Genomic DNA, 12,839 nt, shown 5'->3' with positions numbered 1-12,839 from the left:
GCGCTGACCACAGGGCGGCCGGTGCCGGGCTCTCCCCGGCACCGGCCGGCCTTCGACGCCGACGCCGCGCCGAAGCGCTAGGTTGCGCCGGTGAGTTCTACCCAGGTGCCGTTGTGGGTGCCGGTCGTCGTGGCGTTGGTGGGATTCGTCGGAGTGCTCGGGGCGCAGCTCATTTCCGCGTGGCGGGACGACCGCCGGTGGCGGCGGGAGCAGGAGCGCGAGGAGACCCGGTGGAGCCGCGACCGGGCCCGGGAGATCGAGAACCGGGAGTACGACGGGCGCCGGGAGGCGTACACGCAGGTCATCGCCGCGATCGAGGGCTTCGACTGGTTGGTGTATCCGGCGTTGACGGCACTGCGCCGCGGGGACGAGCTGGCCGACGAGCAGATCGCTGAACTCCGGCGGGCCCGGGAGGAGATGCGGCAGTCGCTGGGTCCGGTCAACCTGCATGCTCCGCAGCGGTTCAACGAGTTGCTGCGCAACGCGATGCTGCCCCGGTCCCGGCTGGCGATGACGCTGGCCAACGTGCCGCCGGACATGGCCCTCGTCGAGGAGCTCTGGCGCAGCGGGAAGACCGGCTACCGCCGGATGCGCGCCGAGATGCGGGTCGACCTCGGCCTGGACGCGGAGCCGCTGCCCGAGGACGACGACTGAGCCGGCACGGGCCGGGTCAGGTGTTGGGCCAGAAGACCGGGTCGTCCTGTGCCGCGCGGTGGGCGACGCCGTTGGTGGGTTGCGGAACGAGCGGGGCGGGGGGGTCGTCGTCGGGGGCGGGTTGGGGTTGGGCGCGGGGATACGGGGTGGGGGCCGGGCGGGGGGTGCGCAGGGACCAGTCGCGGGCTTGGGATTCGTAGGCTTCCGCGGCGGCGGAGAGGGCGGCGACCGTCCACCACGGAAGGGTGGCGACGGTGGCGATGGTGCGCCAGGCATCGGCGACCGCCTGGGACGTGGTGGCCATGGCACGCGCGGTGTCGGGGCCGTCCGGGGTGGTGGTCGCCAGGCGTGCGGCGGTTGCGTATCTGCGATAGGCGACTTCCCACTGGGTCGTCAGTTCTTCCGGTATCACTGGGCCACCCCCGACCTCGTCGGCGTCTGCCGGTCAGTGGGAGTTCGGCATGGCCGCGCCCGCGGATTGGAACCGACCGACGTGGCGGATTTCCGCCAGATCCAGGGCGGCCGGTCCGGCAGGGTCGAGGTATGACCGACATCGAGTACGTCGCGATCGAGCCGGAGCGGCTTGACCGGATGCGGCAGCGGGGCGCGGACGAGCACGGGAACCCGTGGACGCCGCGGGTTTGCGAGGGGTGGGAGCCGTTGCGCTGCTGCCTGCGGATCGCCGAGCCGGGATCCGAGATCGTGTTGATCGGGTACACACCGCGTCCGGAGGCGGGCGCCTGGGCGGAGACCGGTCCGGTGTTCGTCCATTTCGGACGGTGCACCGGATACCCGACACCGGGTGACTACCCGGAGGCGTTCCGGCGGAGCCGAAGCACGGTGCAGCCGTTCGACCACACGGGCGCCCGGGCGTATCAGCACATCGCGGTCCTGGAACCGGAGGACGACCACGCGGCGGCCGTGCGGCGGGTGCTGGATCAGCCCGAGGTCGCCTACGCGCACGTTCGCAGTGCCACGGCGGCCTGCTTCACGTTCGAGGCGCGGGCGGTCCGGTAACGCCGGCCCGTTATGATCGGGCGCATGAAGCCGCGGCGGACGACGATCGGCACCGGTCGGTCCACATCGGACCGGTGCTGACCGTGTTCGTGCACCGGATGCGGGTCCGGTACAGCGAGTGCGACCAGCAGGGCGTGGTCTTCAACGGCAACTACCTGTTCTTCTACGACGTCGCCGTCACCGAGCTGTGGCGGGACCGGATCGGGCCGTACCAGGGGATGATCGACCGCGGCTACGACCTGGTGGTGGCCGAGGCGCGGCTGCGGTTCGTGGCCGGCGCCCGGTTCGACGACGAATTGGACATCGCGATGCCGGTGCACCACCTGGGCACCACCAGCATGATCATTCGGCCGGTGTTCCGGGTGGGCGAGCGGCTGATCGCCGACGGGGAGATCCGGCACGTGTTCGTGGACCCGAAGACGCTGACCAAGAAGCCGATGCCGGAGGACTACCGCACGGCGCTATCGGGTTGACCGCAGGTACTCCACCTCGAGCACCGGGCGGCCGTCGCCGAAGTCGCGCTCACGGGTGGCGCCGCTTTCCCGGAAGCCGAACCGGGTGTAGAAGCGGCGGGCGCGGTTGGCGCCCGCCAGCGTCCACAGTCGTACGGTGCGATGGCCGGACTCCCCCAGCCGCTCCCACGCGCTGTCCATGAGCGAGGGGGCGACCCCGCTGCCCCAGACCGACGGGTGGGCATAGAAACCGTAGATCTCACCGTCGCCGTAGCGCACCCGCCCGAGCGGGAAAACGGCCGGCGGATCCGCGGCCAGACCGTGCGGTCCGAAGTAGGCGAACGCACACACGCGATCGTCGCGCACCGCCACCAGAAGCGTCGTCCGCTCGAAGTTTGGCGCCCCGAAACGACTTGCCCACTGCACACGACGTTTCGCGACGAGCTTGCGCAGCCAGTTCGGCTCGAACAGATCGCGATAGGCCACGTGCCAGGCGTCGGCGTGCACGTCGCCGATCGCGCCCGCGTCCGACACGGTCGCCTCGCGGAGCAGAACTGGTGCCTCGACCCTCATCGACGCCGCCCTCGGTTGGCCGCCATGCGTACACCATACGTTCACGCTGCGGAAGGTCCAAGCTTTTCCGCGATCGTCGAATTTGTTGGCGTGCCGTACTTATTTCTCGGTGGAGAGCACGGCCGACGACCCGTCCGCGGTGATCTCTTCCGGCTCCACGTCACGCTTGCCGGAAAGCCGATGCGGCCACCACATCCAGCGCCCGATGTCCAGCGTCAGCGCGGTCACCAGAACGCCGCGGACGATGATCGTATCGATGATCACGCCCACCGCGACGGCGAACCCGATCTCCGCGAACGCGACCAGCGGCAGGGTGGCCAGCACCGCGAACGTTCCGGCGAGCACCAGACCGGCCGAGGTGATCACGCCACCGGTGGCGGACAACCCGATCAGCGCACCCCGCCGGGTGCCCCACTGCTTGGCTTCCTCGTGCACCCGGGTCATCAGGAAGATGTTGTAGTCGATGCCCAGCGACACCAGGAACACGAAGACGAACAGCGGGAACGACGCGTCCGCGCCCTCGAACCCGAAGACCTGGTTGAAGAAGAACGCGCTGATGCCCAGCGCGGCGAAGAACGACAGCACCACGGTGGCCATCAGGACCAGCGGGGCGACCAGGGCCCGCAACAGCCCGGCCAGGATCAGGAACACGACGAGGAGCACGATCGGGATGATCAGGTTGCGGTCCCGGGTGTTCGCCTCGTTCGTGTCGTGCAGGATCGCGGCCATGCCGCCGGCCATGGCTTCGGCGTCCGGCACCCGGTGCACGGCCTCCCGGACCCGGTCCACCGTCGCCGCGCCCTCCGGGCCGTCCGGCGCAGCGGTCATCGTGCCCTGCACCAGGGCCCAGCCGTCCTTGATCTGCGGCTCGGCGACCGAGCCCGGCGCGATCCCGGACACCGCGCTGAGCGCCGCGCGCACCTCGGTGGCCTTGTCCGCCTTGGCAACCACCTGGATCGGCTGCTCCGTGCCGGCCGGGAAGTGCCGGGCAAGCACCTGGCTGCCGACCACCGAGTCGGGTACGTCGCCGGTGAACGAGCCGGCCGTGCTGATCCCGTCCGACTTGAGCGTCAAGGTGTTCAGGGCGAACGCGCCGAGCACCAGCGCGGTGACCAACCAGACCACGCGCGGCCGGCGGGCGATGCCGGCCCCGATCTTCGCCCAGACGCCGGTCTCGGTGTGATCGACGGTGCCGAAGGCCGGCCGGACCGGCCAGAACAACCACCGGCCGCAGATCACCAGCAGGGCCGGCAGCAACGTGACCATGGCCAGCACCCCGACCCCGACCCCGATCGCGGCGACCGGGCCGAGCCCGGCGGTCGAGTTCAGCGCGGCGAAGATCAGGCAGATCATGCCGAGGATGACCGTGGCCGCACTGGCCCAGATGGCCGGGCCGGCGCGGTGCAGCGCGAACGCCATCGCCTCGTGCCGGTCCTGATGCCGGCGCAGCTCCTCCCGGTACCGGGCCACCAGCAGCAACGCGTAGTCGGTGCCGGCGCCGAACACGAGCACGGTGAGGATGCCGGCACTCTGCCCGTTGACGGTCAGGCCGGCGTACTTGGCCAGCAGGTAGATCACGCCCTGGGCGGCGAACAGCGCGGCGCCGGCCGAGATCACCGGCAGCAGCCAGAGCACCGGGCTGCGATAGGTGATCAGCAGCATCACGATCACCACGATCAGCGCGGCGTAGAGCAGGGTGCCGTCGATGCCTTCGAACGCCTTGGCGGTGTCCGCGCCGTTGCCGGCCGGACCGGCGACGTGCACCGACATCCCGCTGTCGCCGACGTCCGCGATCGTCCGGAGCTCCGCCACCAGGTCGGGCAGCTTCTGCCAGCCGTCCTCGCCGGCGTTGATCGGCACGAAAACCTGGGCGGCCTGCGGTGCCGGGGACTCCTGCGACGGGAGCGGCCCGAGCACGTCCCGGTCCACCCGGTCCACCTCGGCGAAGCGCTGGACGTGACCGGCGATGGTGGCGAGGTCGGCCTGGGTCAGGCCGGAGGTCTTCTCGTAGACGATGATCGCCGGAAGCTCGTTGCTGGAGTAGAACCGCTCGGTGATCTCCATCGCCTTGGTGGACTCGGCGTCGCTGGGCAGCCAGGACGCCATCTGGTTGTCCTGGACGCTGGACAGGCTGCCGGCCATCGGCGCGAGCACGGCGAGCGCGACGATCCACAACCCCAGGACCACCCACTTGCCGATGCGGCCGGACGGCACCTTCGCGAGCGTGCCGACACCGCTCATCAACGCGTTCACGACCTTGTTCCCCTCACAGATCAACCCCGCCGTACGAAAGGTTATCGGCCGAAACCGTCCAGACGGGACCCCGGGTTTCCGTGATCTGGCCCGCATCTCAGCGGTCTCTCAGTGTTCGGGCGCGGACCGTGTCGGGGCGGTCACGTTGCGGTGCCCGGCGGTCGGGGAACCGCGGCGGTAACGTCACCGTTGTCCGGATATGTTGTCCGGTGTTCCCAGGAGGGTCCTATGACCGGGACGATCGTCGTGTTCGCGCTGATCCTCGGTGTGCTCGCCATCGGCCTGTTCTACAGCCGCAACCGGTCCACCATGCGCGCGCAGCAGCTGGACGACGCCAAGGCGGAGGCGCGGCGCTGGGTCGAGCGGCTCGGCGGCCAGGTGATGAACCTGGTCGGCACGAACGACGCGGCCAAGCAGGCGATCGCCGACGCCTCGGAGCGCTACACCGCGGCCGGCTCGCAGATGGAGCAGGCCCGCACCATCGAGCAGGCCAGGCTGACCACCAAGACCGCGCTCGAGGGCCTGTACTACGTGCGCGCGGCGCGCACCGCGATGGGCCTGGACCCCGGTCCAGAACTGCCCGAGGACCCCGAGGCGCGGCGTGCCGGGAAGGTCACCGAGGAGCGGCGGGTCAGCGTGGAGGGGCACGACTACGAGGCGTCTCCGGAGCCCGGCGAGCGCACCCCGCACTACTACCCCGGCGGCCGGGTGGCCGGCCGGCCGGTGCCGCAGGGCTGGTACAGCGAGCCGTGGTGGAAGCCCGCGCTGGTGGCCGGCGCCTGGGGCCTGGGCTCGATGGTGTTGTTCAGCGCGATGTTCTCCGGCATGTACGGCATCCCGGACGCGCACGCGTGGGAGGCCGGCTACGACGCCGGTCAGCAGGAGGCGCTGGAGTCCGGCGGCGACGGCGGTGACGGTGGCGACGGCGGCGGAGACTTCGGTGGCGACAGCGGCGGCGACTGGGGTGGTGGCGGCGGCGACTGGGGTGGCGGCGGCGATTTCGGTGGCGGCGACTTCGGCGGGTTCTGACGGGTTCCCGGCGGCGGCACGGCGTGCCGCTGTGCTGCCGCCGAGGGGTGAACGTGCCGACGCGTTCCTACCCGGCCTGGCAGCTGGGGCACCAGTAGAGCTTGCGGGCGACGAGGAGTCGGGTGGCGACCTCGGTGCCGCAGACATGGCAGGGTTGGCCGGCGCGGCGGTAGACGTAGACCTCGCCGCCGTGGCGGTCCCGGCGGGGTGGGCGGCCGGTCGCGCCGGGCAGGTGGGCGTCGCGGACCGTGTCGATGCGGCCGGTGCGGACGCCGCGGCGCATCAACGAAACCAGGTCGGTCCACATGTCCGTCCACAGTGGACGGTCGAGCGAGCGGCCGGGGAGCAGCGGCGGGATCCGGTGGCGGAACAGGAGTTCGGCCCGGTAGACGTTGCCGATCCCGGCGACCACGTTCTGTTCCATGAGTAGGGCGGCGACCGGCCTGCGGGAGGCGGAGATGCGGGCCCAGGCGCGGTCCGGGTCGGCGTCGCGGCGCAGCGGGTCGGGGCCGAGGCGGGCGCGCAGAGCGACCACCTCGATGTCGGTGAGCAGCTCGCAGGCGGCCGGACCGCGCAGGTCGGCCCAGTGTGTCTCGCCGACCATCCGCATCCGCACCTCGCCGACCGGCGGGGCGACCGGCAGCTCGTGTTCCTGGAACTGGCCGTACAGCCCCAGATGCACGTGCACCTTGGCGTCCGGGCCGTAGTCGTGGAACAGGTGCTTGCCGTGCGCCTCGGCCCGGCGCAGCACCCGGCCGTCCAGCAGTGCCGCCGCGGCCGCGAACCTCCCCTGTGGACTGGAGATCCGCACCGGCCGGCCGCCGTAGCGCCGCTGGTGCGCCCGGGCCAGCCGGTGCAGCGTGTGTCCCTCCGGCACGGCGCTCAGCCGCGCAGCGCGGGCGGGGTTCCGGTGCGCTCGTACTCGGCGAGCATGGTGATCCGGCGCTGGTGCCGGTCGTCCCCGGAGAACTCCGTGGCCAGGAACGCCTCGACGATCGCGGTGGCCTCCTCGACCGAGTGCATCCGCGCGCCGAGCCCGATGACCTGGGCGTCGTTGTGCTCCCGGGCCAGCTGCGCGGTCTGCACACTCCAGGCCAGCGCCGCCCGGCAGCCGGCGACCTTGTTGGCGGCGATCTGCTCGCCGTTGCCGGAACCGCCGATCACCACGCCGAGGCTGCCCGGATCGGCCACCACCCGCAGCGCGGTGGCGACGCAGTAGACCGGGTAGTCGTCGGCCGGGTCGTAGTGGGCCGGGCCGACGTCGACCACGTCGTGGCCGGTGCGCGCCAGGTGCCCGGCCAGGTGGTTCTTCAGCTCGAAGCCGGCATGGTCGGCACCCAGGTACACCCGCACGCTGGCAGAGTATCCGGGTGACCGCCGAGGCGATGATCGAGGTGGCCGACCGGGTGTTCGCCCGCCGGCACGCCGAGCTGGACCAGACGCTGGGCCTGGTCGTCGGCGCGGAGCGGGGTCTGGTCGTGGACAGCGGCACCGACGAGGCGCACGGCGCCGAATGGCTCGCGGCGGTCCGCGCGGTGACCCCGCTGCCGTTGACCCTGCTGGTCACGCACGCGCACTGGGACCACTTCCTCGGCACCGCCGGGCTCGGCGCCGGTCCGGTCTTGGCGCACCCGGTCTGCCGGGACGAGATCGCCGGCAACGCCGAACAGCATCGCGACGAGGGCGTGCGGCACTTCCTCGACGCCGGCCGGCCGGACCTGGCCGGGCGGGTGCGCACGGCGCGCGTGGTGGTGCCGAGCGAGCTGGTGCCGGGCGCGGTCGAGCTGGATCTGGGCGGGCGCACGGTGACCCTGCTGCACCCCGGCCGCGGGCACACCGGCGGCGACGTGGTCGCGCACGTGCCGGACGCCGGCGTGCTGTTCGCCGGCGACCTGGTCGAGCAGGGCGCGCCGCCTGCGGTCGGTCCGGACGCCTACCCGCGGGAATGGCCGGCCGCCCTGGACGTGCTGCTGGCGCTGGCCCCCCGGGTGATCGTGCCCGGCCACGGCGACCCGGTGGACCCGGCGTTCGTACGCGGTCAGCGGGACGAGTTGGCCGCCGAGTACCTCAGCGCTGGATCGACTTGAGCTCGGTGAACTCCTCCAGGCCGAACCGGCCCAGCTCGCGGCCGTTGCCGGACTGCTTGTAGCCGCCGAACGGGGCCATCGGGTTGAACGCGCCGCCGTTGACGTCCACCTGCCCGGTGCGCATCCGCCGGGCGAAGGCCACCGCGCGGTCGGTGTCCGCCGCGAACACCGCGCCGGCCAGGCCGTAGATCGTCGAGTTGGCGATCGCCACGGCCTCCTCCTCGTCGGCGTAGGGCAGGATCGACAGCGCCGGTCCGAAGATCTCCTCCTGGGCGATGGTCATGTCCGGCCGCACCCCGGCGAACACGGTCGGCGGCACGTAGGCGCCGCGCCCGGGCAGCGCGCCGGCCGCGTCCGGCCCGCCGAACGCCACGTCCGCCCCCTCCTCGACGCCGGTGCGCAGGTAACCCATGACCCGCTCCTGCTGGGCGGCCGAGGACATCGGCCCGATCCGGGTGCTCTCCTCGGTCGGGTCGCCGACGGTGTACTTGGCCGCCGCGGCCGCCGCCAGCTCGGCCACCTCGTCGTGCCGGTTCGCCGGGACCAGCATCCGGGTCCACGCGGTGCAGGTCTGCCCGCCGTTGATGAACGCGTTGGCCACGCCCACCTTGACCGCCTTGGTCAGGTCGGCGTCGTCCAGCACCACGTTGGCCGACTTGCCGCCCAGCTCGAGGGCCACCCGCTTGACGGTCTCGGCGGCGACCGCGGACACCCGGCGGCCGGCCCGGGTCGACCCGGTGAACGACACCATGTCAACGCCCGGGTGCGCGGCGATGGCCTCGCCGACCACCGGGCCGAGGCCGTGCACCAGGTTCACCACGCCGGTCGGGACGCCGGCCGCGGCCAGCACCTCCATCAGCAGGTTGGCGTTGAGCGGAGCCACCTCGCTCGGCTTGAGCACCACCGTGCACCCGGCCGCGATCGCCGGCACGACCTTGTTCACGATCTGGTGCAGCGGGTAGTTCCACGGCGTGATGCAGCCGACCACCCCGACCGGCTCGCGCAGCACCAGCGAGTTGCCGATCTCCTCGCTGAACGAGTAACCGCCGTCCAGCAGCAGGCCGGCCAGCCCGCCGGAGGTGGCGACCGGCAGGCTGGCCTGAACCCGGGTGGAGAACGCGATCGGTGACCCCATCTCGGCCGTGATCGTGGCGGCGACCTCGCCCCGGCGAGCGGCCAGGCCCTCCGAGATCCGCCGCACCACGGCCGCCCGCTCCGCCGGCGGCGTGACCGACCAGGTGCCGAACGCGGCGACCGCGGCGGTGACCGCGGCGTCCACGTCGGCCGCCGTACCCGCCGGCACCGAGCCGATGACCTCCTCGGTCGCCGGGTTGACGACGTCGATGCGGTCGGTGGCCTCGTCGATCACCCGGCCACCGATGACGTGGCCGGTGCGAACGGTGACGGGAGCAGCCATTGGTCCTCCTAGAATGCGGTTCTGTTATTGGACCCTAGTCGAAGTTCAGCTCACCGGTCCTTGTGCGCTTAATCTCGAAGAAGTTCGGGAAGCTCGCCACCGCAACGGTTCCGTCGAACAGCCGAAGCGCGTCCTCCCCGCGCGGGATCGAGGTCAGCACCGGGCCGAAGAACGCCACCCCGTCGACGTGGATGGTGGGCGTCCCGACGTCCATGCCGACCGGGTCCATGCCCTCGTGGTGGCTGCGGCGCAGCGCGTCGTCGTACTCGGTGCTGTGCGCCGCCTCGGCCAGCTCAGCCGGCAGCCCGACCTCGGCAAGCGACTCCCTGATGACCAGGTCCGGGTCCTCGTACTTGCGGTTGTGGATGCGCGTACCCATCGCCGTGTACAGGTCGCGCAGCACCTCCTCGCCGTTCTTCTCGGCGGCGGCGATGCACACTCGAACCGGACCCCAGGCACGCTCCATCGCCTGCTGGTACTCCTCGGGTAGGTCACGCCCCTCGTTGAGCACCGAGAGGCTCATCACCCGGAACCGCAGATCGATGTCCCGGTGCTTGTCGACCTCGACGATCCACCGGGAGGTGATCCAGGCGAACGGACATGCCGGATCGAAATAGAAGTCGACTTTGGTCTTGCCAGCTGTTGTCATGACCAGATCAACCCGACTCGGGCGGGTGTTCTTCCCTGTCAGCGGAGACCTTCCGACTCGAACGTGATTGGATGCGATTGTCAGTACCAGACCCTACCGAGGTGATCAGTGGCAGCCCCCAACCTGACCCGTGACGAAGCCCAGCAGCGCGCCGCGTTGCTCGAGGTGGACTCCTATGCCATCGAGCTCGACCTCACCGACGGCATCGGTCAACCCGGGGAAGGGACCTTCCGCTCGAACACCACCGTCCGGTTCCGCAGCCGCGTGGCCGGCGCCGCCAGCTGGATCGACCTGATCGCCGACTCGGTGCGGTCGGCGGAGCTCAACGGCGCGCCGCTGGACATGTCCGGCTACCAGGAAGAGGCCGGCATCCCGCTGGCCGCCCTCGCCGAGCGCAACGAGCTGCGGATCGAGGCGGACTGCCGGTACATGAACACCGGCGAGGGGCTGCACCGGTTCGTCGACCCGGTGGACAAGAGCGTCTACCTCTACACCCAGTTCGAGACCGCCGACGCCAAGCGGATGTTCGCCTGTTTCGACCAGCCCGACCTCAAGGCCACATACCAGCTCACCGTGCTGGCGCCCAAGGGTTGGCTGGTGATCTCCAACTCGGCCATCGAGTCCACAGTGGACACCGCCGATGGCGGAGTCCGGCACGTGTTCGAGACCACCAAGCCGATGTCGACCTACCTGGTGGCACTGGTGGCCGGACCGTACGCGGAGTGGCGCGACGAGTACCGGGACAACGACGTCACGATCCCGCTCGGGCTCTACTGCCGGGCGTCGCTTGCCGAGCACATGGACCATGAGCGGCTGTTCACCGAGACCAAGCAGGGCTTCGCGTACTTCCACCGCAACTTCGGTGTGCCCTACCCGTTCGGCAAGTACGACCAGTGCTTCGTGCCGGAGTTCAACGCCGGCGCCATGGAGAACGCCGGCTGCGTGACCTTCCTCGAGGACTACGTGTTCCGCAGCCGGGTCACCCGGTACGCCTATGAGCGCCGGTGCGAGACCGTGCTGCACGAGATGGCGCACATGTGGTTCGGCGACCTGGTCACCATGCGCTGGTGGGACGACCTGTGGCTGAACGAGTCGTTCGCCACGTTCGCCAGCGTGCTCGCCCAGGCCGAAGCCACCGAGTACGCGCACGCCTGGACCAGCTTCGCCAACATCGAGAAGTCCTGGGCCTACCGGCAGGACCAGCTGCCCTCGACGCACCCGATCGCCGCGGACATCCCGGACCTGCAGGCGGTCGAGGTCAACTTCGACGGGATCACCTACGCCAAGGGCGCCAGCGTGCTCAAGCAGCTGGTCGCCTACGTCGGCACCGAGAACTTCCTGTCCGGGCTGCGGGTCTACTTCCGCAAGCACGCGTGGGGCAACGCCACCCTCGCCGATCTGCTTGCCGCGCTCGAGGAGGCGTCCGGGCGGGACCTGTCCTGGTGGAGCGCGCAGTGGCTGGAGACCACCGGGCTCAACCCGCTGCGCCCGGTTTTCGGGGTGGACGCCGAGGGCCGGTTCACCGAGTTCGCCATCGCCCAGGGCGGCGCGAAGCCGGGTGGCGGGGAACTGCGCACCCACCGGGTGGCGATCGGGATCTACGACGACGAAGACGGCAAGCTGGTTCGCACGCACCGGCGCGAGGTCGACGTCGACGGCGAGCGCACCGAGGTGCCGGAGCTGGTCGGGGTGCCGCGCGGAAAGCTGCTGCTGGTCAACGACGACGACCTGAGCTACTGCACGATGCGGCTGGACCCGGACTCGCTGACCACGCTGATCGACCGGATCGGCGACATCGTCGAGCCGTTGCCGCGCACCCTGTGCTGGTCGGCGGCCTGGGAGATGACCAGGGAGGCCGAGCTCAAGGCCCGGGACTTCGTCACGCTGGTCTGCCACGGGCTGCCGGCCGAGACCGAGGTCGGCGTGGTGCAGCGGCTGCTGATGCAGGCGCAGACCGCGATCGGCTCCTACGCCGACCCGGCCTGGGCGCCGCGCGGCTGGAAGATGTTCACCGACCGGATCCTGGAGCTGGCCCGGGCCGACGAGCCCGGCTCGGACCACCAGCTGGCGTTCGTCAACGCGCTGGCCTCCTCGGCGCTGGAGCCGGACAAGCTGACGGTGCTGCGCGGCTGGCTCAACGACACCGATCCGCTGCCCGGCCTCGTGGTGGACACCGACCTGCGCTGGCGGCTGGTGCAGGCGCTGGTCGCGCACGGCGCCGCCACCGACGACGAGATCGAGCGGCTGTTCGAGCGGGACTCCACGGCCACCGGGCAGCGCCAGGCCGAGCGGGCCCGGGCGCTGCGGCCGAACGCGGAGTCCAAGGCGGAGGCGTGGCGGCGGGCGGTGCACGACGACGACCTGCCCAACGCGATCAACGAGTCGATCATCTCCGGGTTCTCGCACCCGAGCCAGAAGGAGCTGCTGGCCCCGTTCATGGCGCGGTACTTCGCGGACGTGGCCGGGGTGTGGGAGCGCCGGTCGAGCGAGCGCGCCCAGCCGACCGTGCTCGGGCTGTTCCCGGCGTGGTCGGTGGCCCGGGAGACGGTGGCCGCGTCCGACGAGTGGCTGGCCGAGGAGTCTCACCCGCCGGCCCTGCGCCGCCTGGTCTCCGAGGGCCGAGCCGGCATCGTGCGCGCCCTCGCCGCCCGCGAGTTCGACGGCGTTTGAGGGGTGCTGAGACCCCGCTCGCCCGGAGGGCCGGCCGG

The 12,839-nt window shown here is 71.3% G+C and carries 13 protein-coding genes; 6 read left to right on the top strand and 7 right to left on the bottom strand.

The window, feature by feature from the left end:
• The first annotated feature begins 90 nt into the window (after window positions 1–90).
• A complete protein-coding gene (locus tag VFV67_RS11120; RefSeq protein ID WP_326469350.1) occupies window positions 91–654 on the top strand; it encodes a hypothetical protein in 564 nt (187 codons plus the stop codon).
• Window positions 655–670: 16 nt separating this feature from the next.
• On the opposite strand, the gene VFV67_RS11115 is transcribed toward VFV67_RS11120, so the two are convergent.
• On the bottom strand, window positions 671–958 hold the full coding sequence (locus VFV67_RS11115; protein ID WP_326469348.1) for a hypothetical protein: 288 nt from the start codon (window positions 956–958) through the stop codon (window positions 671–673).
• Between the two features lie 239 nt (window positions 959–1,197).
• Here VFV67_RS11115 and VFV67_RS11110 point away from each other — a divergent pair, with 239 nt between their 5' ends.
• Window positions 1,198–1,671, top strand: a complete 474-nt coding sequence (locus VFV67_RS11110; protein ID WP_326469346.1) for a DUF1203 domain-containing protein — start codon at window positions 1,198–1,200, stop codon at window positions 1,669–1,671.
• A gap of 74 nt (window positions 1,672–1,745) precedes the next feature.
• Window positions 1,746–2,144 carry a thioesterase family protein gene (locus tag VFV67_RS11105; protein WP_326469345.1) on the top strand — a complete coding sequence of 133 codons (399 nt, stop codon included), beginning with the start codon at window positions 1,746–1,748 and terminating at the stop codon, window positions 2,142–2,144.
• Here the strand turns inward: VFV67_RS11105 and VFV67_RS11100 are convergent.
• Together VFV67_RS11100 and VFV67_RS11095 are read right to left on the bottom strand one after the other, a co-directional pair.
• Window positions 2,133–2,696, bottom strand: a complete 564-nt coding sequence (locus VFV67_RS11100; protein WP_326469343.1) for a GNAT family N-acetyltransferase — start codon at window positions 2,694–2,696, stop codon at window positions 2,133–2,135. The genes VFV67_RS11105 and VFV67_RS11100 overlap by 12 nt on opposite strands.
• 99 nt (window positions 2,697–2,795) lie before the next feature.
• The gene (locus VFV67_RS11095; protein WP_326469340.1) at window positions 2,796–4,949 is read right to left on the bottom strand and encodes an MMPL family transporter; all 2,154 of its coding nucleotides are present in this window, start codon (window positions 4,947–4,949) and stop codon (window positions 2,796–2,798) included.
• A 228-nt stretch (window positions 4,950–5,177) separates the two neighbouring features.
• Between VFV67_RS11095 and VFV67_RS11090 the strand changes: the two genes are divergently transcribed.
• Window positions 5,178–5,978 (top strand): hypothetical protein, encoded by an 801-nt coding sequence (locus tag VFV67_RS11090; RefSeq protein ID WP_326469338.1) that lies wholly within the window; start codon window positions 5,178–5,180, stop codon window positions 5,976–5,978.
• Window positions 5,979–6,045: 67 nt separating this feature from the next.
• Here the strand turns inward: VFV67_RS11090 and VFV67_RS11085 are convergent, their stop codons facing one another.
• Both VFV67_RS11085 and VFV67_RS11080 read right to left on the bottom strand, forming a co-directional pair.
• A complete protein-coding gene (locus VFV67_RS11085) occupies window positions 6,046–6,855 on the bottom strand; it encodes an Fpg/Nei family DNA glycosylase (RefSeq protein WP_326469337.1) in 810 nt (269 codons plus the stop codon).
• A 5-nt stretch (window positions 6,856–6,860) separates the two neighbouring features.
• On the bottom strand, window positions 6,861–7,331 hold the full coding sequence (locus VFV67_RS11080; protein WP_326469335.1) for a ribose-5-phosphate isomerase: 471 nt from the start codon (window positions 7,329–7,331) through the stop codon (window positions 6,861–6,863).
• A 17-nt stretch (window positions 7,332–7,348) separates the two neighbouring features.
• Here VFV67_RS11080 and VFV67_RS11075 point away from each other — a divergent pair, with 17 nt between their 5' ends.
• Window positions 7,349–8,065, top strand: coding sequence for an MBL fold metallo-hydrolase (locus VFV67_RS11075; RefSeq protein ID WP_326469333.1), 717 nt, complete (start codon window positions 7,349–7,351; stop codon window positions 8,063–8,065).
• Here VFV67_RS11075 and VFV67_RS11070 read toward each other — a convergent pair.
• Window positions 8,046–9,482, bottom strand: coding sequence for an aldehyde dehydrogenase family protein (locus tag VFV67_RS11070; protein ID WP_326469331.1), 1,437 nt, complete (start codon window positions 9,480–9,482; stop codon window positions 8,046–8,048). The two genes, VFV67_RS11075 and VFV67_RS11070, sit on opposite strands and share 20 nt — an antisense overlap.
• 34 nt (window positions 9,483–9,516) lie before the next feature.
• Window positions 9,517–10,131: a DsbA family protein gene (locus VFV67_RS11065; RefSeq protein ID WP_326469329.1), complete on the bottom strand. Its 615-nt coding sequence runs from the start codon at window positions 10,129–10,131 to the stop codon at window positions 9,517–9,519.
• A gap of 108 nt (window positions 10,132–10,239) precedes the next feature.
• Here VFV67_RS11065 and pepN point away from each other — a divergent pair, with 108 nt between their 5' ends.
• The gene (gene pepN / locus VFV67_RS11060) at window positions 10,240–12,801 is read left to right on the top strand and encodes an aminopeptidase N (RefSeq protein ID WP_326469327.1); all 2,562 of its coding nucleotides are present in this window, start codon (window positions 10,240–10,242) and stop codon (window positions 12,799–12,801) included.
• The last annotated feature ends 38 nt before the right edge of the window (window positions 12,802–12,839 follow it).

The sequence above is a fragment of the Actinophytocola sp. genome, from assembly GCF_035762905.1.
Classification (GTDB): domain Bacteria; phylum Actinomycetota; class Actinomycetes; order Mycobacteriales; family Pseudonocardiaceae; genus DASYTH01.
This window is presented reverse-complemented; position numbering and strand designations above follow the sequence as displayed.